This is a genomic window from Streptococcus sp. FSL R7-0248 (assembly GCF_037967965.1).
GTDB lineage: Bacteria > Bacillota > Bacilli > Lactobacillales > Streptococcaceae > Streptococcus.
Genome location: NZ_CP150201.1, coordinates 1,592,276 through 1,613,002 on the forward strand (window position 1 = coordinate 1,592,276; position 20,727 = coordinate 1,613,002).

At 40.8% G+C, this 20,727-nt stretch carries 19 protein-coding genes and 1 pseudogene; 5 read left to right on the top strand and 15 right to left on the bottom strand.

Going from position 1 to position 20,727, the window contains the following annotated elements:
* Window positions 1–25 precede the first annotated feature (25 nt).
* From rpoZ to NYE32_RS07140, 5 genes are all read right to left on the bottom strand, one after another.
* A complete protein-coding gene (gene rpoZ, locus NYE32_RS07120) occupies window positions 26–340 on the bottom strand; it encodes a DNA-directed RNA polymerase subunit omega (protein WP_002886855.1) in 315 nt (104 codons plus the stop codon).
* A gap of 21 nt (window positions 341–361) precedes the next feature.
* A complete protein-coding gene (gene gmk, locus NYE32_RS07125) occupies window positions 362–991 on the bottom strand; it encodes a guanylate kinase (protein WP_002884259.1) in 630 nt (209 codons plus the stop codon).
* Between the two features lie 233 nt (window positions 992–1,224).
* Entirely contained in the window at window positions 1,225–2,622 is a 1,398-nt protein-coding gene (ftsY, locus tag NYE32_RS07130) for a signal recognition particle-docking protein FtsY (RefSeq protein ID WP_048790790.1), read from the bottom strand.
* 10 nt (window positions 2,623–2,632) lie between these two features.
* Window positions 2,633–3,451, bottom strand: a complete 819-nt coding sequence (locus NYE32_RS07135) for a Cof-type HAD-IIB family hydrolase (RefSeq protein ID WP_064521040.1) — start codon at window positions 3,449–3,451, stop codon at window positions 2,633–2,635.
* Window positions 3,444–4,238: an HAD family hydrolase gene (locus NYE32_RS07140; RefSeq protein ID WP_021143816.1), complete on the bottom strand. Its 795-nt coding sequence runs from the start codon at window positions 4,236–4,238 to the stop codon at window positions 3,444–3,446. The genes NYE32_RS07135 and NYE32_RS07140 overlap by 8 nt, the downstream gene beginning before the upstream one ends.
* A 181-nt stretch (window positions 4,239–4,419) precedes the next feature.
* Here NYE32_RS07140 and NYE32_RS07145 point away from each other — a divergent pair, with 181 nt between their 5' ends.
* The 3 genes from NYE32_RS07145 to NYE32_RS07155 are packed head-to-tail and all read left to right on the top strand — an operon-like array spanning window position 4,420 to window position 6,297.
* Entirely contained in the window at window positions 4,420–4,797 is a 378-nt protein-coding gene (locus tag NYE32_RS07145) for a GntR family transcriptional regulator (RefSeq protein WP_021143815.1), read from the top strand.
* A gap of 4 nt (window positions 4,798–4,801) precedes the next feature.
* A complete protein-coding gene (locus tag NYE32_RS07150; RefSeq protein ID WP_002886849.1) occupies window positions 4,802–5,500 on the top strand; it encodes an ABC transporter ATP-binding protein in 699 nt (232 codons plus the stop codon).
* 11 nt (window positions 5,501–5,511) lie between these two features.
* The gene (locus NYE32_RS07155; RefSeq protein ID WP_070576856.1) at window positions 5,512–6,297 is read left to right on the top strand and encodes an ABC transporter permease; all 786 of its coding nucleotides are present in this window, start codon (window positions 5,512–5,514) and stop codon (window positions 6,295–6,297) included.
* Window positions 6,298–6,347: 50 nt separating this feature from the next.
* On the opposite strand, the gene NYE32_RS07160 is transcribed toward NYE32_RS07155, so the two are convergent.
* The 6 genes from NYE32_RS07160 to NYE32_RS07185 all read right to left on the bottom strand — a co-directional run bounded on the left by NYE32_RS07160 (window position 6,348) and on the right by NYE32_RS07185 (window position 14,967).
* Window positions 6,348–7,277, bottom strand: a complete 930-nt coding sequence (locus NYE32_RS07160) for an ATP-binding cassette domain-containing protein (RefSeq protein WP_021143812.1) — start codon at window positions 7,275–7,277, stop codon at window positions 6,348–6,350.
* Window positions 7,270–8,355 carry an ABC transporter ATP-binding protein gene (locus NYE32_RS07165; protein WP_002884363.1) on the bottom strand — a complete coding sequence of 362 codons (1,086 nt, stop codon included), beginning with the start codon at window positions 8,353–8,355 and terminating at the stop codon, window positions 7,270–7,272. The genes NYE32_RS07160 and NYE32_RS07165 overlap by 8 nt, the downstream gene beginning before the upstream one ends.
* 9 nt (window positions 8,356–8,364) lie before the next feature.
* Window positions 8,365–9,291: an oligopeptide ABC transporter permease OppC gene (oppC, locus tag NYE32_RS07170; RefSeq protein WP_339156952.1), complete on the bottom strand. Its 927-nt coding sequence runs from the start codon at window positions 9,289–9,291 to the stop codon at window positions 8,365–8,367.
* Window positions 9,291–10,784, bottom strand: coding sequence for an ABC transporter permease (locus NYE32_RS07175; protein WP_060971834.1), 1,494 nt, complete (start codon window positions 10,782–10,784; stop codon window positions 9,291–9,293). The genes oppC and NYE32_RS07175 overlap by 1 nt, the downstream gene beginning before the upstream one ends.
* A 60-nt stretch (window positions 10,785–10,844) precedes the next feature.
* Entirely contained in the window at window positions 10,845–12,815 is a 1,971-nt protein-coding gene (locus NYE32_RS07180) for a peptide ABC transporter substrate-binding protein (RefSeq protein WP_148512819.1), read from the bottom strand.
* Window positions 12,816–12,996: 181 nt separating this feature from the next.
* A complete protein-coding gene (locus NYE32_RS07185; protein WP_339156953.1) occupies window positions 12,997–14,967 on the bottom strand; it encodes a peptide ABC transporter substrate-binding protein in 1,971 nt (656 codons plus the stop codon).
* A gap of 351 nt (window positions 14,968–15,318) precedes the next feature.
* On the opposite strand from NYE32_RS07185, the pseudogene NYE32_RS07190 reads away from it, so the two are divergent.
* Window positions 15,319–16,568, top strand: a pseudogene (locus tag NYE32_RS07190) (ISL3 family transposase).
* Window positions 16,569–16,622: 54 nt separating this feature from the next.
* Here NYE32_RS07190 and pta read toward each other — a convergent pair.
* The 4 genes from pta to NYE32_RS07210 are packed head-to-tail and all read right to left on the bottom strand — an operon-like array spanning window position 16,623 to window position 19,995.
* A complete protein-coding gene (pta, locus tag NYE32_RS07195) occupies window positions 16,623–17,606 on the bottom strand; it encodes a phosphate acetyltransferase (protein ID WP_288628479.1) in 984 nt (327 codons plus the stop codon).
* A 13-nt stretch (window positions 17,607–17,619) separates the two neighbouring features.
* Complete coding sequence (locus tag NYE32_RS07200) at window positions 17,620–18,516, bottom strand: RluA family pseudouridine synthase (RefSeq protein ID WP_060972659.1); 897 nt, start codon at window positions 18,514–18,516, stop codon at window positions 17,620–17,622.
* Entirely contained in the window at window positions 18,513–19,349 is an 837-nt protein-coding gene (locus NYE32_RS07205; RefSeq protein WP_002884507.1) for an NAD kinase, read from the bottom strand. The genes NYE32_RS07200 and NYE32_RS07205 overlap by 4 nt, the downstream gene beginning before the upstream one ends.
* Complete coding sequence (locus tag NYE32_RS07210) at window positions 19,321–19,995, bottom strand: GTP pyrophosphokinase family protein (protein WP_014634828.1); 675 nt, start codon at window positions 19,993–19,995, stop codon at window positions 19,321–19,323. Before NYE32_RS07210 ends, NYE32_RS07205 begins: the two co-directional genes overlap by 29 nt.
* Before the next feature lie 95 nt (window positions 19,996–20,090).
* Between NYE32_RS07210 and NYE32_RS07215 the strand changes: the two genes are divergently transcribed.
* A complete protein-coding gene (locus NYE32_RS07215; protein ID WP_002886838.1) occupies window positions 20,091–20,666 on the top strand; it encodes a CYTH domain-containing protein in 576 nt (191 codons plus the stop codon).
* Window positions 20,667–20,727 lie beyond the last annotated feature (61 nt).

Consider the following 20,727-nt stretch of genomic DNA (forward strand, 5'->3'; position numbering starts at 1 on the left):
CATAAACCAAAGCAAGACTTTGATTTTAGATCTTATCGCCTTCTTCTTTTTCTTTAGCGATTTGTTCTTTGATTTTACGTTCTTCTTCCTCAGCAGCAAGACGTGCTTGAATCACTTTCAAACGTGCCAATTCACGTTTAGATTCTGGATCTGGGTGGATAGTCACATTACCAGATTCAATCTCTTCAAGGGCTTGAAGGGTTGGTTTTACTGACGTAAACTCTTGAGTTGGTTCAGCACCAGCGGCTAATTCATGGGCACGTTTGGCTTGCAAAATAACCAATGAATATTTTGAAGGCACTTTATCCAAAAGTTTGTCAATAGAGGGTTTCAACATCATAATTCTATACCTATTTCTAATTTATTTATCTGATAATTTCTTTTCTGAAATCATATTACGATAGCGACCAATCACACGGTCAACTCGGAAGTGTTCTGCTTCAATAACACGTTTGACACGCTCAGCAGCTAATGGCACTTCGTCATTAACAATGGCATAATCGTATTCGCTCATGAGAGCAATTTCTTCACGCGCACGCTCGATACGTTGAGCAATAACTTCCTCAGAATCTGTCCCACGACCAACCAAACGCTCTTGAAGCTCGTTCAAATCCGGTGGTGTCAAAAAGATGAAGACAGCATCTGGGACCTTTTTCTTAACCTGAAGGGCACCTTGAACCTCGATTTCAAGGAAAACATCAATACCTTTATCCAAGGTTTCATTAACATAAGTCAAAGGTGTTCCGTAGTAGTTACCCACATATTCAGCATATTCCAACATTTGACCATTACGAATAAGCTCTTCAAATTCCTCACGCGAACGGAAGAAATAATCCTTCCCATCAACTTCACCAGGACGTTGAGCACGCGTGGTCATTGATACTGAGTATTCAAATTTGTGGTCAGGTGTTGAAAAAATCTCCTGACGAACAGTTCCTTTTCCGACACCAGAAGGCCCTGAAAAAACAATCAAAAGTCCACGTTCAGACATGTCTTCTCCTTAAACTAAGATTAAAAATCTTCTTATGACTCACCTTAAAAAAGAGAAAGTAATCATCTCTTTTTATGGCTTAGGGGTTGTTCAGTGATTAAGTTACAGCTCACTTTTCAAAGCATGCGTTTTTCCTTACTATTTTACCAATAAAAGTGACTTTTTTCAAGGTGAGGACACCATTAAAAAGAGTGAATCCCTTTTCCCAGTACTCACTCTTTTTAAACACTCTTTTAAACCAAACCAGTCAAGAGACCTTGCATGAATTCTTCTGAATGGAACTCACCGATATCATCAATTTTCTCACCAAAACCAATTAATTTAACTGGAATATCCAACTCTTGACGAATGGCTAGAACCACACCACCCTTAGCACTACCATCCAACTTAGTCAAGACAAGGCCTGTAAGAGGTGTGATTTTTGAAAATTCCTTAGCCTGACTAAGGGCATTTTGACCTGTTGAGGCATCCAAGGCCAAGAGGGTTTCATGAGGTGCTTCTGGAACCACACGCTTAATAATACGACCAATCTTTTCAAGCTCTGCCATAAGATTGTCTTTATTTTGCAAACGACCCGCAGTATCAATCATAAGGACATCAACTCCTTCAGCAAGGGCCTTTTCCATACCGTCAAAGACCACTGAAGCTGGGTCAGCCTTCTCAGCACCAGTCACCACTGGCACATCAACACGACGCCCCCACTCAACCAACTGAGCGACAGCTCCCGCACGGAAGGTATCGGCAGCTACCAGCATAACTTTTTTGCCTTCTTGTTTGTATTTATGCGCCAACTTACCGATAGACGTTGTCTTACCAACCCCGTTGACACCAACGAAAAGCATGACTGTCAAACCATCTTGGAAATTAATCTGCTCCTTGTAGACATCATCCTTCTCGTAGATATCCACAAGTTTTTCGATAATCAAGCGTTGCAAATCTTCAGTCTTTTTGACATTTTCGAGGCGGGCTTCATAGCGCAAGTCTTCCGTTAATTGCGTGGCAACATTAACCCCAACATCGGAAAGAATCAGCATTTCTTCCAATTCTTCGAAGAACTCCTCATCAACTCGACGGAAATTCGCAAAGAATTCATTCAAGCGGGCAGCAAAACCTGTTCGCGTCTTCTTAAGGGTACGATTGTATTTTTCTTGTTCTGTTTCAGTTTTTAAAGCCTGAACTTCTTCAGGTTTTTCCTCAACTTTACGGGTTTGAACAGCCTCAAAAGTAACCGTTTCACCTTTTTCTGCAGCAGCAGCTACCTGAGCCTTTTTAGCATAGTAATCAGCCATGACATCCGCAAAGTGGTTATCCACAGCGACTTGGCTTTCTTCTGACTTTGATACGCCTTCTGCTTCGCTTGAGGCCTGATCATCAACAGATAGGTCCTCATCAGACGCTACTTCACTTTCTTCTGTCACTGTAGATTCGCTTTCTTCAACAGATTCTGTAGACGAAATCTCTTCTACTTGAGTCTCTGACTCACTGAGCTGTTCTGTTTGACTTTGGCTTGTCCCTTCACTTGTTGACAAGTCTTGATTATCAAGGGCCTCAGTTTCTGAAATTTCCTGATTTGCTACAGTCTCCTGTGACTGGTTTTCCTCTTGTCCAAATAATCGATCAAATAGACCCATTTGGTTCTCCTTATTTCTCTAGAATATACTTGTGGATGGCCTCAGCCACTCCAGATTCCTCATTAGTTTTTGCCGTTACTGCCTTGGCAACAGCCTTAACCTTAGGAACAGCATTTGCCATAGCCACACCAAGACCAGCCCACTCCAACATGGTCAAGTCATTTTCCTCATCTCCCATAGCCATAACCTGACTTTTATCAAGGGCAAGATAATCAGACAAAAGTTTCAAGCCTACAGCCTTATGAACCCCTTTCGGCATGACTTCAAGGATAATTTCACGAGACTTAAAAACTTCAAAATTCTGGTATAGCTGTTTAGGTAGTTTTTGAATTTGAGCATCCAAAAACGCTTCCTCACAGACCGTAACTACCTTATTATAGACGATATTTTCAGGAATGTCATCAATACTCTCCACATCAACGAAGGTCAGGGTAGGATTAGCCTGACGATAGAGAGAATGATTGCCTTTACTTGGCACACCATAGACAATGCCATCACTGATAACATCCATAGGAAGCCCTAGAGGTTCGAAGACAGCATAAATCTGCTTTAAATCTTCTCGACTCATCTCTTTCTTTATGAGGATATCCCCATTATTACGCTGAACCAAGCCACCATTGAAGGTCACACTATAGTGCTTATCATCCAACAAGCCCAAATCTTCCAAGATATGAGTAATAGCTGGCAGAGGGCGACCAGTCGTAATGACCACATGAACCCCCTTAGCTTCTGCCGCTTTCAGAGCAGCTCTATTTTCAGCTGTTACTTGCTTATCCTTAGTGAAGAGTGTCCCATCTAGGTCCAAGGCCAATAATTTAATCTCAGACATCTGAGTCCACCAATCCTTCCATGTAGTCAAAGACTGCACCGTCTTTATGGTGACCAATCACTTCGTCAGCTACTGCCTTAATCTCATCGCGGGCATTTTCCGTAGCAACCGCATGCCCAGCAAAGGTCAGCATCTCCATATCATTGAGATTATCACCAAAGGCTACAACATCTGAAGCTTGACGCCCCAACTCTTGACAAAGATGGTAAAGACCAAAGCCCTTATCCACACCTTTAAGGATAATATCCATAGAATCAAAGCCAGTTGTCACAGCTGTCATATCCTCAAAAATCGTGTTGAGGTAGTCACCACGTTCCATAATGGTATCCCCTTGGAACTTAGCAGTTACCTTGAAAATATCATCTGTAACCGCTTCAAGGTCCGTTGTCATAACATTTTCATAGTAGCGTTCCATGGCCTTAAGATAGGCTGGATCTGCATCGTTTGGAGCATAGGCACCACGACGTCCCGACAAGAGAATTCCCTCGCAAGTTGGCAAGGCTAAAGTCGTATCTGCAATTTCCAAATAATCTTTAGGTTCTAGCTTGGACTCAAACAGGACTTCACCCTTGTACTGAACCAAGGCCCCATTCTCCGCAATAATAGCTATGCGGTCCACAAAACCATCAAAAAGCTCCTCCAAGGCCAAGAGAGCTCGGCCAGAAGCTACGGTAAAAACGTAATCTTTAGCTTCACAAGCATCCAAAAGGTTATCCAAACGTGCTTTGTCATAGGCACCAAGATGGTCTAGAAAGGTACCATCCATATCTGTTGCTAAAATTTTCAAAATAATCTCCCTTCAGGTCGAACATACTTGCCCCTATTGTACCAAAAATAGGAATATAAGTTTGGGAAAAGCCAGAGAAATTAGAGAAAATATGGAATTTTACTTGCAAATTCAGTATTTTAGTTGTATCATTATGGTAGTACAAAAATAATACTATTATACTTTTAGAAAGGAGTCTCTTATGGCTTGGACATTTGATGAAAAATCGCCAATCTATCTCCAAATCGCCTATCGCGTCAAACTGAAGATAGCTTCCAAGGAATTGAGTATGGGACAACAACTCCTACCTGTTAGGGAATTTGCTCAGGAAGCCGGGGTCAATCCCAACACCGTACAAAGAGCCTTCCAAGAACTTGAAAAAGAGGGGCTGGTCTATTCTGCCCGTACCTCTGGTCGCTTTGTTACCGAAGATGAAAAACTAATTGATCAAAAACGACACGAGATTGCCCAAAGTCTCATGAAGAACTTTGTCTCTGAGATGACAGCCATTGGTTTTAGCTCACCTGAAATCAAATCTATCATCACTGACTACATCGAACAAACAGGAAAGGACTTGTAGACCGATGACTGATATTGTAACTCTAACAAATCTCACCAAGACCTATAATGGTATTCCAGCCCTTAGAGATGTGACCATGTCCATCCCTTCTGGTAAAATCATTGGTCTCTTAGGACCAAACGGTAGTGGTAAAACAACCCTAATCAAAATTTTGAACGGCCTCCTTCAACCAACTTCTGGTTTAGCAACTATTAATGGATTTCAGCCATCACCTATCACCAAAGCTCAAGTGGCATATCTACCTGATACAACTTATTTGGATGAAAGTAAGACTATCCAATACTACTTGGACTTCTTCCAAGATTTTTACGCTGACTTCCGCTATCCTCTTGCCTTGCAACTCTTGCAGGATTTAAAGCTCCAGCCTGATTTGCGCCTTAAGGACCTCTCAAAAGGTAACAAAGAAAAAGTTCAGTTGATTTTGGTTATGAGTCGTGAAGCTAAACTCTATCTCCTCGATGAACCTATCGGTGGAGTCGATCCTGCGTCACGTGACTACATTCTTAAAACCATCATCAACCAATACTCTGAAGATGCTTCTGTTATCATTTCAACCCATTTGATTGCAGATATTGAATCCGTCCTAGATGAAGTTGTCTTCTTAAAATACGGTCAGATTGAACTTCAGGGTGATGCTGATAATATCCGTCAAGCCCATGGCAAATCTATCGACAAACTCTTTAGAGAGATGTTCCACAACTAGGAGGTATGAGCATGTTTTGGAAATTAGTTAAATATGAATTACAATCGGTCCGTAAATGGTATCTTGGCATCTATGGTATTGCCATCCTACTCTCTATCCCCTTGGGTTTAATGCTTCGAAAATCTATTTTTGTAACTGAACAGAGCCACCAAGAACCTAGTCTACTCTTCTTTGCTTTCTTCACACTGATGGTTTTTGCTACCATTATCGTATGGGGAACTATTTATATAGCAACAATAGTTCTCATTGTCAGACGCTTTGCAAAGACTGTCTTTGGGAGAGAAGGTTATCTAACCAATACGCTCCCAGTTTCTGCTCACCAATTAATCTTGTCTAAACTCTTGGTAGCCTTTATTTTAGATATCATTTCATCACTCGTTATACTCCTTTCGATTGGAATTATAGCTGCTTTCTGCCTTGATATGAAAGATATCCTCCTAGCTACCAGCTACTTTGGCCAGATCCTAAAAGAAATAGGCGCTTTCTACCTCTTCATCCCTTCTACAATTTTAGGAACAATTAGCGGTATCCTTTTCTATTACCTCTGTATTAGTATCGGAAACCTCTTCAATACTAACAAAGTTCTTATGGGATTTGTCGCCTATTTCGCCATTCAGGCTATCCTATTCTTTATTGGTTTCTTCTTTGGACTCGGTGCAGCCTTGACCGGAAATGCAACAAATACTGCAATTAATAACTCGTCATATATATTTAGTCTAGCTCAGTCTCTCATTCTCATCGCAGCAAGTTACTTTGGTACCTACTATATCATGACCAAACGCTTAAATTTAGACTAAAGAAAAACCGTGTTCCTTCTGGAACACGATTTTTTTTGCATTGAAAAGACTTATTTACTTTGTTCTTTACGATAAGTCTCGATTTCGGCCTTGTTACCCCAAACGAAGTGTCCTGGACGTACTTCAACCATTTCTGGTTTATCGACAGAATAGTCGTGTTGGTTTGGATCATAAACCTTCAAGACTTTCTTACGTTCCAAGATTGGGTCTGGAATAGGAACAGCAGACAAGAGTGACTTGGTGTAAGGGTGGATAGGATTGTTGTAGAGTTCTTCTGTCTCAGCAACTTCCACGATTGTCCCCTTGTAAATAACAGCGATACGGTCAGAAATGAAACGGACCACTGACAAGTCGTGAGCGATAAAGAGATAGGTCAATCCCAACTCTTTTTGGAATTTCTTAAGCAAGTTCAAAACTTGGGCACGAACTGACACGTCAAGGGCTGAGATGGGTTCGTCAGCGATAACCAAGTCCGGTTGCATGACCAAGGAACGTGCAATCCCAATACGTTGACGTTGTCCCCCAGAAAATTCGTGAGGATAACGTGTCAAGTGCTCCTCAAGAAGTCCCACTTCTTTGATGATTTTCTTGATTTTTGCTTTACGATCTTCCTCATCCTTATAGAGATGGAAGTTATGCAAGCCCTCAGACAAGATATAATCGACTGTTGCACGTTCATTCAAACTAGCCGCAGGGTCTTGGAAAATCATCTGGATACGACGTATAAGGTCGTTTTTCTCAGAGTGAGATAAGTGTCCATTGATTTTCTTACCGTCAAAAATAATCTCACCATTACTTGTATCATTTAGACCAATAATGGCACGCCCGATAGTGGTTTTACCACTACCAGACTCACCAACGAGGGAAAAGGTTTCACCCTTGTTGATGAAAAAATTAGCATTGTGGACAGCAACGAATTTCTTGCTTCCTTCACCGAAGGAAATCTCCACATCTTTTACTTCAACTAACTTCTCAGGCATTGCCTTCCTCCTCATCTCCTAAATGTGCAAATCCCATATTAGCACGGATTTTTTCATGTAGATTTTGGATAACCGCAGGTTTTTCAACTTTTGGTGCATCCTCATGTAAGAGCCAGGTCTTAGCCCAGTGAGTATCTGAAACTTGGAATTGTGGTGCTTTTTCCTCAAAGTCAATCTGCATAGCATAGTCTGAACGCAAGGCAAAGGCATCTCCAACAACCGGTGTATAAAGTGATGGTGGTGTCCCTGGAATTGAGAAAAGCTCACCCTTATCGTCAGCCAACTGTGGCAAGCTTGAAAGCAAGCTCCACGTGTATGGGTGACAAGGCTCATAGAAAATTTCCTCAACAGTTGCGTACTCGATGATTTCACCAGCATACATAACAGCAACCTTGTCAGCGATACTTGCTACCACACCAAGGTCATGGGTAATGAAAATCACTGAGAAACCATACTCCTCTTTGAGTGATTTTAAGAGGTCAATGATTTGAGCTTGAATGGTCACATCAAGGGCAGTTGTTGGCTCGTCACAGATAAGGACATCAGGACGACAAGCCAAGGCAATGGCAATAACGATACGTTGACGCATCCCACCAGAGTATTGGAAAGGATATTCGTTGAAACGTTTTTCAGCATCAGGAATACCAACCTTGTCCATGTAGTCAATGGCCATTTTTTTAGCTTCTTTAGCAGATTTTCCTTGGTGTTTGACAATGACTTCAACAATTTGGCTACCGATAGTCTTAATTGGGTCAAGACTGGTCATAGGATCTTGGAAGATAGTCGCAATCTTAGCCCCACGAATAGGTGCCCAATCTTGGTGACTCTTAAGCTTAGTCAAATCCTGACCACGATAATCAATAGAACCGCTGGCTACACGACCATTTTCTTCAAGCATCCCTGTGAAAGTCTTAGTCAATACTGATTTACCTGAACCAGACTCACCAACCAAGGCTAAAACTTCACCTTCAACCAAATCAAGGGAAACTCCTCGAATAGCTGTCAAAACACGGTCACGAACGTCAAATTCCACGACGATATCGCGAGCCGATAATATTACATTTTTATTTTCTGTCATATTGGACTCCTATCTATGCGTACGTGGGTCGCTGGCATCCGCCAAGTTTTGACCGACAATAAAGAGGGCAAGGGAAACGAGAATCAAGGTAGTCAATGGAATCCAGAAGAGATAAGCATTGACTGTAACGTTTTGTGCATAGTCTGAAATCAAACGACCAAGACTAGGCGTCGTAACTGGAAGCCCCAAACCAAAGTATGAAAGGAAGGCTTCGTAAGAGATAAATCCTGGCAAGAGTTGACTAGCCATAGTTACGATAACTGACACAAGTTGCGGCATGATGTTTTTAACCACAATCTTAGCAGTTGGCGTTCCCAGTGTACGAGAAGCCAAGTTGTACTCCAAATCACGGTAACGCATGATTTGAATACGAATGGTATAGGCAATACCAATCCAACCTGTGACAGTCATGGCAAAGATCATATTCCAGAAACCAGCACCCAATGAGTAAGTCAAGACGATAACTACAAGGAGGGCAGGAATATTTGAGATGATGTTGTAGATTTCCATCATAATCATATCGAAGGCCTTAGAAATCCCCCAAACAGCACCTACAAGCAAACCAATAACAACGTTAAGGAAGGTAGCGATAACAGCAATAAGGATAGAATTACGAGCTCCAAACCAAACACTATCAAAGAGGGACTTACCATTACTGTCAGTACCGAACCAGTATTGAGCGTTTGGATGTACATAACGCAAACTGAAATCATTTACTTTTGAGACATCATTGAAGTCAAATTTAGAGAACATTGGATAGATGAAACTCATCAAAACGATGGCAATCAAGATACCCAACATTACTACTGTTGATTTCTTTTTAAAGAATTGACGCATCACTGATTTCCAGTAAGAATAAGCTGGTGCATCAATTGTTTCAGAGGCAAAATCATCGCGCTTTACAAATTGGAACTTACTTTTATCAATTGAAGCCATTATTTACCTCCTTTAGATGTCAATTTGATACGTGGGTCAATCATAGTCATAAGGATATCACCCACAAGCAATGAGAAGATGGTGAGGGCTGTGAAAATAAATACAAGACCCACAACCATAGCGTTATTGGAAGCACGGACAGAGTCAATCAACATTTTACCCATACCAGGGTAGGCAAAGATTGTTTCTGTCAAGGTTGCCCCTGTGATAACACTAACGATAGATGCTGGGATCCCTGAAACCAAGGAAACCATAGCATTTTTGAAAATGTGTTTATTCGAAATTTCTTGTTCTGACAACCCTTTGGCGCGTGCAAAACGAACGAAGTCTTGTGATTGCAAGTCAATCATGTAACGACGAATCCAAATGGCAAGACCTGGTGTTGACAAGAGACCGAGAATTACAGATGGCAAGACGTATGAACGCCAGTCACCCGCACCCAAGATAGGGAAGGAATCTGGAAGACCAATCTCAGAACCAATCAAACGAATGATATAAACCAAGGCGATGGTTGGTAGTGAAAGCAAGAAAGTCAAGACACCTGTTGATACACTATCAAAGAGTGTGTTTTTAAAGCGTGCCATGTATGATCCCAATGGAATTGCCAAAGCATAAGACAAGACCAAACCAATCAAACCTGCAATGGCAGAACTTGTCACCATTGATGGGTATTGGTAGCGACTCTTGGTTGCTGTGTATGGGTCATTTCCATAGTAAGAACGATCTCTCGCATCAGCCTGACTTGGTGATTTATAAGTACGAGAGTAGATATCTACTGAAGATATCTTCTTACCAGTAGGGAAGTTGACCTCAGAGCTTTGTGTTTGCCCTTGGCCTTGCGTAATAACATCAAGAACACCTTGCTCAGCATAGGTTGGGTAAGAGGTACCAAGGTTCATCTTCACAAAGTTTTGATGAACAAATGGGAACTGACCGTTAAAGTAAAGCAAATATTTATGCTTTGTTCCTGAACCGACAACTGACCAACCGATAGCTGGATCATTTTCAATACGGATGTAACGCTTCAAGTTTGGATTTGTTTTATCTTTAACCCATCCAGTATTGTCAAATTCAAAGAGGTGCGTATAGAAGCCAAACACACGTTCAAGCACTGGAACATCACGTGTTGCATAGAATTGTTTACTTTGCTTGAATTGATGCAAACGCCAGCCATGTCCTAAACTATCCACATATTTTTGGTAAATAGCTTTATTTTCTTTTGTTGGCTTAGTGGTTACTGACTTATCAAGGGAGCTAGCTTTCTCCTGCAACTCCTTGGTGTCATAGTAATCAATGTAACCCATACGTTCATAGATTGTATTTTCATAGTTAGCCTTAGAATCAGCTGTCTTAGCAATCTTGTTGTAGTTTGGGTCCTGTCTGAAAATCAGACGCCTCGGCACCATGGTATAGATAATCGTGTAGGTCAAGGCCGTCACGACAAATATTGACAATAGAGAACGGAGGGTTCTCAATAAAATGTATTTTTTCATGTCTCTTCCTTTAATTCCAAAAGAACTTTCCCAATCTAATGAGAAAGTTCCATCGTCCTTTTATTTAACGTGTTTCTCAAGGTCTTTTTGAGCTTTTTCGTTGGACTTAGACTTTTCTTTAAGCCAGCTTTCACGGGCTTTATCATAGTTTTTCTTAGTGACAACATCTTTTTGAGGTTCAAGGTACTTGAAGTATCTATCAGAACCCTTAGGTCCTACTTGAGAGTAAGCACCTGAGAATGGTGTCAAACGAGCTACCATTGGAGCAGCACCCTTGTTAACCATAAGTGGCATGAAGAGTGAGCTATCTTCCAACCAAGCTTGTGCCTCTGCATAACGTTCATAACGTACGTTGAGGTCGCTTGTTTCTTTAGCTGCATTATCAACCAAAGCATCAAAGTCTTTAAGACCTACTTGAGCTGCTGCTGCATTGTTAGGATCGTCAAATCCCATGTAAGTTTTTGTGTTCTCACTAGCTGTTGTCTTGAAGATATCAAGGAATGTTGATGGGTCTTCGTAGTCAGGTGCCCAAGCAACTGAAATATTGATATCCCAGTCTTCTGCTGCTGCGTTAGCAGCATACAAAGTACTGTTAAGAAGATCATCTTGAGACATTTGATGAACGTCTACAACAACATTTTCTTTACCAAGTGTCTTTTCAACAGATTGTTTCAAAGATTGTGCACGTGCTACAGTTGGTTTTGCAGCTTGGTCAACTGGAAGGTCCAAGTGAATTGGGAATTGAACACCTTGTGCTTGGAGAGCTTCCTTAGCCTTATTAAATTCAGTCTTAGCCTTATCAGCGTTGAAGAGACCATCTTGACTGTCTTTAAGGTTAACACCTGACCACTCGTCACCATATGAAGGCATCTTTTCAGTTACCAAATCACCGAATGACTTGTCACCAGCATAAACAAAATCAGGTTTCACAAGAAGGTTACGAACAGCAAGTGCTGCACCCTTTTCACCATTAAGTTGTGCTGAATAAGCAGTACGGTCAATAGCGAAGTTAACTGATTGACGGAAGTCCTTGTTAAGAAGAGCTTTCTTAGTTGAATCTTTCTCAGCATCAGTCTTCTTAGATGTATGGTTGTAAGACTGACGGTCAATATTAACACCAACCCCACCAATATCTGCAGATGGTTGTGTATAGAAGATATTATCTTTATATTGTTTTTCTACTGAATCAAAGTTTGAGCTTGTTGGATATAAACGTGCTTGACTATAAGCGCCATCAGTGAAATTACGGACAAGTGATTCTTGGTCAGATGCATCGTAGAAAGAAAGTTTGATGCCATCAAAGTGAACATTCTTCTTATCCCAATAGTTTTCATTTTTAGTCAACTCAATAGATGATTTAGCTGTCAATGACTTAAGGATGTATGGACCATTATAAAGGATAGATGATGGATCTGTTGATTTACCAAAGCTATCCCCTTTTGACTTAAGGAACTCTTCGTTAACAGGCCAGAAGAGAGAATAAGTCATCTTAGAATTCCAGTATGGTTCTGGTTGTTTAAGAGTGTACTGAAGAGTGTAGTCATCAAGTGCTTTAACACCAACTTTAGAGAAGTCTTTATCAGTACCGTTGAAATAATCAGCAAGACCTACTACAGAATCTTTTGCCAAATAAATTGACTCTGTCTTCTTATCAGCAGCATGCTTAAGACCTGTTACGAAGTCTTTAGCTGTTACTTCCGCATACTCTTCACCGTCTGAAGTATACCATTTAACTCCCTTACGAAGTTTGTAAGTATAAGTCAAACCATCAGCTGAAACAGTCCAATCCTTGGCAATAGCAGGTACCAAGTTACCATATTTATCATTTTCCAAAAGGCCATCGACACCATTTGTCACAGCATCAGTCGTTGAACCTTTATTGGAAATAAGGTAATCCAATGTCTCAGGATCAGCAGTATAAACATAGTTATAAGTATTGCTTGAAGTGTTTGATTTTGATGAACAAGCCACTAAAACCCCAACACTTAGGAGGGAAACACCCGCAAGGGCCAACCATTTACTTTTTTTCATAAGCAATCTCCAAAAAATCTTTTTTTATATGCCTACATTATACCATAAAAAATAAGATGAGTACAATTTTCAGAATATTTTGTCTTATACTGACTTTCTCACAATTATACCCCTTATGAACACTAGGAATTAGCCCTTTTTGGACAAAAGAAAAAGGCTAACTGCCTTCTCCTCAAGAATATTATTTAACGTGTTTCTCAAGATCTTTTTGAGCTTTTTCGTTAGATGCTTTCTTTTCTTTAAGCCATTTTTCACGACTTTGTTCATATTCTTTCTTAGTAACTACTTTTTCTTGTGGTTTCACGTATTTGAAGTAGTCTGATGAGTTCTTATCACCCACTTGCATGCTAGCACCCGTAAACGGTGTCAAGCGTGAGATAACTGGTGCTGCACCGTTACCAACAGTCAATGGAATGACAAGTGAGCTATCTTCCAACCAAGCTTGAGCTTGAGCATAACGGTCGTAACGAGCATTGAGGTCTGTTGTTTCTGAAGCTGCTGAATCAAGCAAGGCGTCATAATCTTTAAGACCCACTTGAGCTGCGGCAGCATTGTTTGGATCATCATACCCCATGAAAGTCTTGGTATTTTCACTTGAAGTTGTCTTAAAGATATCAAGGTAAGTTGATGGATCTTGATAGTCTGGACCCCAAACCACACCGTTTGAAATATCCCAGTCTTCTGCTGCCGCATTAGCCGCATTAAGAGTAGCATTTTGCATATCATCAGATGACAATTGGTTGATATCGATAACGACATTTTCGCTACCCAATGATTTTTCAATCGTTTGTTTCAATGATTGAGCTTGAGCAACATTAAGTTTAGAACTTTGATCAACTGGAAGGTCCAAGTGAATTGGGAATTGAACGCCTTCACCTTGAAGAGCTTCTTTGGCTTTGGCAAACTCAGTCTTAGCTTTTTCCGCATTGTAGAGACCATCTTGACCATCCGCAAAATTGACACCAGACCATTCATCACCGTAAGTGCTCATTTTCTCTGTCACAAGGTCACCGAAGGTCTTATCACCTGCACTGACAAAATCAGAAGGAACAAAGAGGTTACGTAGAGCAAGAGCTGCCCCATCTTTACCATTAACTTGAGATTGATAAGCTGTACGATCAATAGCGAAGTTGATTGATTGACGGAAGTCTTTGTTTAGAAGAGCCTTCTTAGTTGATGTCTTTTCAGCATCTGACTTCTTAGCTGAGAATTTATAGCTTTGACGATCAATATTCACACCAATAGCTGCTGTAGACGCACCTGGTGCTGTGTAATAAATATTATCTTTATATTTCTTTTCTACTGACGCATAGTTAGAGCTCATAGGGAATACACGTGCAATGCTGAGAGCACCATCTGAGAAGCTACGCTCTTGAGCCTCCTGGTCAGAACCATCATAATATGACAATTTGATAGCGTCGAAATGCACGTTCTTCTTATCCCAATAATTCTCATTCTTAGTCAACTCGATAGATGATTTAGCTGTCAAAGATTTAAGAAGGAAAGGACCATTATAGAGGATAGATGTTGGGTCTGTTGACTTACCAAAATCTTTTCCTTTGTTCTTAAGAAAGTCTTCGTTAACTGGGAAGAGCAAGCCATAGGTTGTCTTAGAATTCCAGTATGGTTCTGGTTTTTTAAGGGTATATTGCAACGTGTGATCGTCGATTGCTTTGACACCTACATTTGAGAAATCTTTATTGGCACCAGAGAGGTAGTCAGACAAGCCTGCAATAGAATCTTGTACCAAATAGAGGGCTCCAGCTTTGGAATCAGCCGCATGCTTAAGACCAGTCACAAAGTCCTTAGCAGTCACATCAGCATACTCTTCACCATCTGAAGTGTACCATTTAACACCCTTACGGATTTTATAGGTATAGGTAAGACCATCTTGAGAAACTGACCAATCTTCAGCTACAGAAGGAACAAGGTTCCCATATTTATCAGCTTCCATAAGACCATCTACACCGTTAGTTACAGCAGTCTTAGTAGGTCCAGTATTTGACGTGATATAGTCTAAAGTTTCAGGATCTGAGTTATAAATATAACCATAAGTCGTTCCACTAGCACTTGACTTAGAAGAACAAGCCGCTAAGGCACCTACACTGAGGAGTGCCACACCCGCAAGGGCTAACCATTTGCTTTTTTTCATAAGATTTCTCCAAAAAATAAAATTTTACCTTTTCATTATAGCATAAATAATCAAGAAAAAAAGTCGTTGTCAGACAATTTTGCACAAGCATTTTACATAATAAAACACGATAAACTCAATAACCCCTTGTATTTCCTAGATTTCTAGCCACTTCATTCAATTTATTTTTAATCACTCGTCATGCATAAAACAAAAAGGTCTAACACCTTGGTCAGACCTCTGTTTTTAAGGGCTCTATAATTTCTGTAGTGGGTAAAACTACTGTAGAGATTATAGAGCTTTTTGAATGCAGACAAAAAGTCCCATAAGAACTATAATGAAAAGCAACCAAACCATCATTAGGAAGAACTTATGAGACTTATTAAGAATACCACAGAATTAATCGGAATTAAAGACCAAAATATCAATATTTCACTTGTTTTTGAAACTGATACTCATATCGAGATTCAAGCAAAACTCGATTCCCCTGCACCATCATGTCCTCATTGCCATAGAAAGATGATCAAGTACGACTTTCAAAAGCCTTCTAAAATCCCTCTTCTTGAGCAAGCTGGAACTCCAACACTACTACGTCTGAAAAAACGTCGTTTCCAGTGTAAAAGTTGTAGACGAGTCACGGTAGCTGAGACATCTATCGTTGAGAAAAACTGCCAAATCTCCAATCTAGTCCGACAAAAGGTTACACAACTCCTAACTGAGAAGGTGTCATTAACGGATATTGCCAGAAGACTTCGCGTGTCAACGTCCACTGTCTATCGTAAACTCGACCAGTTTACTTTCAAGGAACATTATGACAAACTCCCAGCTATTATGTCCTGGGATGAGTTTGGCTTCAAGAAAGGGGAATTGGCTTTTGTGGCACAGAACTATGAGACAAACGAACTCATAACTATACTTGATAATCGCTGCCAAACTACTATACGAAACTACTTTTTGAAGTATCCATTGAAAGTCCGACAACAGGTACAGTTTATCACTATGGATATGTCTGGAGCTTATATGCCACTGGCTCGCAAGCTCTTTCCAAACGCCAAAATCGTTCTTGATCGATTTCACATTATTCAGCACCTTGGTCGAGCCTTTTTAAAGACAAGAATTGCGATTATGAACCAGTTTGATAAGAAGTCGCTACCTTATCGAGCTTTAAAAAATCACTGGAGACTCTTCCAAAAGGACAGCCGTAAGTTATCTCTCAACCCTTTTTACTCAAAGACCTTCCATCAAACATTATGCCCACATGAAGTCGTTGAGAAGACACTGAATTTCTCAGAAGAACTCACCAATTATTATAATCTCTATCAGCTTTTGCTTTTTCACTTTCAGGAGAAGAGGGGGGATGAGTTTTTTGAACTCATAGAGGAGAATATAAGCAAGGTCAATCATTACTTCAAAACAGTCTTTAGGACTTTTCGTAAACATAAACAATACATCAAAAATGCACTAGAAACACATTACTCAAATGCAAAATTGGAGGGGACCAATAAGCTTATCAAAGATATTAAACGTCTGGGCTTCGGTTTTAAAAATTTTATCAACTTTAGAAAGCGTGTTTTCATCACTCTGAATATACAAAAAGAGAAGACCTATCTGGTCCTCTCTAGATGTTAGCTTTTCGTCACCCACTACAGTTGACAAAGAGCCTTTTTAAGTAAAAATTAGCCATTAAGAGCTTGAGCAGCTGTGATAATCGCCAAATTGTAAATATCTTCAGCACTAGCCCCACGTGAAAGGTCGTTAACAGGTTTATTAAGACCTTGCAAGATTGGTCCGATGGCTTCGAACATTCCCAAACGTTGGGCAATCTTATATCCAATGTTACCTGCTTGCAAACCTGGGAAGACAAAGACATTAGCATGTCCTGCTACGTTACTATCTGGAGCCTTAATAGCAGCTGTTGCTGGAACAAAGGCTGCATCAAACTGCAACTCACCATCAATAGCTAAGTCAGGACGCATTTCTTTAGCAATATTTGTTGCCTCTACTACCCTATCAACTTTTGGCGATTTAGCAGAACCCTTTGTTGAGAAGCTAAGCATGGCCACTTTAGGATCAATACCAAAAACTTTAGCTGTTTCAGCAGTATTAATTGCAATTTCTGCCAATTCTTGAGCATTTGGTTCAATGTTGATGGCACAGTCAGCAAAGACCAAACGATGATCAGTATTTTCACGGTTCATAAGGAAAACACCTGATGTACGTGAAATGCCTGGTTTTGTTTTGATAATTTGAAGGGCAGGACGTACCGTATCCGCTGTTGAGTGAATGGCACCTGAAACCATCCCATCAGCAAGACCAAGTTTAACGAGCATAACACCGAAATAGTTCACATCACGAAGCAATTTCTCTGCATCTTCGACTGTTGCTTTTCCTTTACGGATTTCAAGAAATTTTTCCTTCATTTCCTCAAAACCTTCATAGGTTTCAGGATTAATAATCGTATAGTTAAAGTCTGCAAAACCAAGATCGCTCAAGATTTTGTGAACCTCAGCTGGGTCTCCCAAAATAATAGGATCCACCAATCCTTCAAATTTCAAACGGGCAGCAGCACGAACCACACGGTCGTCGTTCCCCTCAGGGAAGACAATCTTAACACCTTTCCCTGCAATACGTTCACGAAGTTCACCAAATAGACTACGCATAAAAACTCCTCAATCAATCTTTTTTAGTTTGTAAGTTCATGATAACGGTTTCAAAATCATCTGTCAAGGAAGATGCATGGACCATCTCTTTTTTGGTAAAAGGATCAACAAATGCAAGACGGTGACAATGCAAGGCCTGGCGCTCAATACCATAGTCTAGAGAACCACCATAAAGATCATCTCCCAAAAGGGGAAGGCCTAAGTGGGCAAAGTGGACGCGAATCTGGTGAGTACGCCCAGTATGCAAATTGATATCAACCAGTTTAACCCTACCATAATCACCTACCAAACGATAACTAGTGTGGGCATATTTCCCCGACTTATGGACTCGACGTGTGATAATAGAATCCACATCACGCGCAATCGGTGCAATGATTTCACCCTGCTTCTCAAGTTTGGTGTCACCTTCAACCAAGGCATAGTAATGTTTCTTGATAGACTTCTGTTGTAACTGTTTATCCATACGAGCATGGGCGTAACCATGCTTAGCAAACAGCATGAGACCAGAGGTGTCCTTATCCAAACGTGTCACAATATGCACACGCTGGTTGGGATAATTATTGCTAACGAAGTGATGTTTAACGAAATTAGCCATGGTATTGTCATGGTTAACACTTGGAATACTAGCATAGCCATAGGGTTTATTAATCACCAAGAAGTTATCATCCTCATAGACGATATCCAAGTCAAAAGGAATTGGCTTCAAGGTTTCATGCGGTGCCTCGTCAGGGATTTCAATGGCAACCACATCTCCTTCATGGACAGGATAAGTCGCAAACTGCTCCTCGCCATTGACCCAAATATGACCACCTTCAAACTTAATCTTGGCTAGAAGTCCTTTTGAAATATCATGCTCCTTCAAAAAGGTCTTAACTCGACATGAACGTCCTACGGTAAATTCATATCTCATTCTTCCATGTCTCCAATAAAGGAATCACGTACGCGTTCCCAAAAACTTGTGTGACTGGCACTGGCCACAAAGGAAATCTTTCGTTGGTCGATTGAAAATTCTACCTTTTTCACATTACGGTTGGTATAGGTTTTATTATCAACGGATAAAGTGTAGCTTCCCATTCGGGTAGGATAAACGGTAATCTTCTCATGCTTGGGCACAATAAGGGGACTTCCTAAGGTCCGGTACACACGATTATTAAGACTGGCAATCTCTGTCAGTTGCAAGGCTTCAATGGTAGGATGAAGGACCGCACCACCCAGTGATTTATTGTAGGCCGTTGATCCTGTAGGCGTTGACACCGACAACCCATCTCCACGGAAGCTCTCAAACAAGACATCATTAAGGCAAACATCTGCTGCCATGGTTTTTTCATTACGCTTGATGGCTGCTTCATTGAGGGCAATCGACGTAAAAGAACGCCCATCAGCCAGGGTCAATTTGACATTCAAAAGAGGGTAAGAAATCTTAGCACCACTGTCTTTTCGAAGCGTCTCGATTAATTGATCCACTTCACTGTCCAAATAATCCGTATAAAAGCCTAAATGACCCGTGTGAATCCCTACAAAACGCACACGCGCAAGCTCTTTTTCATACATATGAAAGGCCGATAGCAACATGCCATCACCACCAATTGAGATGACCACATCTGGATTTTTCTTGGTCAAATAAAAATCAGGATCATCTCGAAAGGCATTAAAAAGTTTCGAGGCAACACGCCTACTTTGGGGTTTGCCATTGGCAATAATAGCTACCTTCATCTCATCCGAAGAGGTCTTCATCTGTGTCATCACTATTTCCTACACTATCCTTCAAAGTTCTATTAATTGGATCAAAGAGCAACTGGGCTTCTCTAATATCATCACGTATCTTCCGCATTTCTTCGTCAAGCTCATAAGCCATACGGGCCGTAGTTTCCAAGCGAAGTTTAATCTCCTCAGGAAAATTCCCCTGATACTTGTAATTAAGGGAATGTTCAATGGTGGCCCAAAAGTTCATGGCCAAAGTCCTAATCTGAATCTCTGCAAGAATCTCCTTACGACCATCTATGGTATCAACGGGATAAGATATAATAACATGATAAGAGCGATAACCCGAATTTTTACGGTTTCTGATATAGTCTCGCTCTGAAACAATAGTCATATCACTACGATGACGAAGCAAAGCCAAAACCTCATCCACATCATCGACAAATTGGACCATGACTCGGAGACCAGCGATATCCTGCATATCTTGAGCCAAATTTTCAATCGAAAGGCCACGAAGGGCGATTTTCTCCTCAATGGAAGCCACTGACTTCACACGTCCCGTCACAAACTCAATAGGCGAGTGACGATTTTGCTTACGAAATTGTTTACGAATGCCTCGGAGCTTGATTTTGAGCTCACCTACGGCCTGAATATAGGGGTCTAGAAATTCTTCCCAATCCATGGTCAAGATAGGACTCCTCCTTGTCAAAAGCTTTAGTTTTTTATAAAATAAATACAATCTGTTATATTATACCACATTTGAAAGCACAAGGGAGGACACACATGAACCATTTAGAGATAGAGTACAAGACTCTACTCACCAAAGACGAGTACAATCGTTTAGCGATGCTTTTCTCCCATGTGACACCTGTTACGCAAACAAACTACTACATCGACACTCCTCAGAGTGACATGAGAAATAAAAAGTTGTCTTTGCGTATTAGGACACTTCCCACTCATGGTGAGCTGACCTTGAAAATCCCTGAAAAAGTCGGGAACATGGAGTACAACGTTACCATGGATTGTGCGGATGCTAAGGCTTTGACTAAGTCGCTGGACTTTCCTGATTGTCAAATCAAATCCATTCTTTTAGAACGTGGGGTTAAACTAGAGGACCTAACCATCCTCGGACATTTGACCACAACTCGTCGCGAGTACCAGACCAACATCGGCCTCATGGCTCTTGATGTCAATGTCTATGCTGACAAGAAAGACTACGAGCTTGAACTAGAAGTTTCGGATGCTGAGAAAGGTAAAGACGACTTTGATGCCTTTCTTAAAGAAAATAATATTGACTTTAAGTATGCCAAGAGTAAGGTTGCACGCTTTGTAGCTACCCTCAAGCGAGACAAAGACTAAAATTTAGACAAGGAGCTGGCTCCTTGTTTTTTTTATTTTAAACACATGTAGCTTCAAATGC

What these genes read in the sequence shown, in the direction of transcription:
- rpoZ (WP_002886855.1), bottom strand. Translation starts at nt 340, where the DNA reads ATGATGTTGAAACCCTCTATTGACAAACTTTTGGATAAAGTGCCTTCA.
- gmk (WP_002884259.1), bottom strand. Translation starts at nt 991, where the DNA reads ATGTCTGAACGTGGACTTTTGATTGTTTTTTCAGGGCCTTCTGGTGTC.
- ftsY (WP_048790790.1), bottom strand. Translation starts at nt 2,622, where the DNA reads ATGGGTCTATTTGATCGATTATTTGGACAAGAGGAAAACCAGTCACAG.
- NYE32_RS07135 (WP_064521040.1), bottom strand. Translation starts at nt 3,451, where the DNA reads ATGTCTGAGATTAAATTATTGGCCTTGGACCTAGATGGGACACTCTTC.
- NYE32_RS07145 (WP_021143815.1), top strand. Translation starts at nt 4,420, where the DNA reads ATGGCTTGGACATTTGATGAAAAATCGCCAATCTATCTCCAAATCGCC.
- NYE32_RS07150 (WP_002886849.1), top strand. Translation starts at nt 4,802, where the DNA reads ATGACTGATATTGTAACTCTAACAAATCTCACCAAGACCTATAATGGT.
- NYE32_RS07155 (WP_070576856.1), top strand. Translation starts at nt 5,512, where the DNA reads ATGTTTTGGAAATTAGTTAAATATGAATTACAATCGGTCCGTAAATGG.
- NYE32_RS07160 (WP_021143812.1), bottom strand. Translation starts at nt 7,277, where the DNA reads ATGCCTGAGAAGTTAGTTGAAGTAAAAGATGTGGAGATTTCCTTCGGT.
- NYE32_RS07165 (WP_002884363.1), bottom strand. Translation starts at nt 8,355, where the DNA reads ATGACAGAAAATAAAAATGTAATATTATCGGCTCGCGATATCGTCGTG.
- oppC (WP_339156952.1), bottom strand. Translation starts at nt 9,291, where the DNA reads ATGGCTTCAATTGATAAAAGTAAGTTCCAATTTGTAAAGCGCGATGAT.
- NYE32_RS07175 (WP_060971834.1), bottom strand. Translation starts at nt 10,784, where the DNA reads ATGAAAAAATACATTTTATTGAGAACCCTCCGTTCTCTATTGTCAATA.
- NYE32_RS07180 (WP_148512819.1), bottom strand. Translation starts at nt 12,815, where the DNA reads ATGAAAAAAAGTAAATGGTTGGCCCTTGCGGGTGTTTCCCTCCTAAGT.
- NYE32_RS07185 (WP_339156953.1), bottom strand. Translation starts at nt 14,967, where the DNA reads ATGAAAAAAAGCAAATGGTTAGCCCTTGCGGGTGTGGCACTCCTCAGT.
- pta (WP_288628479.1), bottom strand. Translation starts at nt 17,606, where the DNA reads ATGCGTAGTCTATTTGGTGAACTTCGTGAACGTATTGCAGGGAAAGGT.
- NYE32_RS07200 (WP_060972659.1), bottom strand. Translation starts at nt 18,516, where the DNA reads ATGAGATATGAATTTACCGTAGGACGTTCATGTCGAGTTAAGACCTTT.
- NYE32_RS07205 (WP_002884507.1), bottom strand. Translation starts at nt 19,349, where the DNA reads ATGACACAGATGAAGACCTCTTCGGATGAGATGAAGGTAGCTATTATT.
- NYE32_RS07215 (WP_002886838.1), top strand. Translation starts at nt 20,091, where the DNA reads ATGAACCATTTAGAGATAGAGTACAAGACTCTACTCACCAAAGACGAG.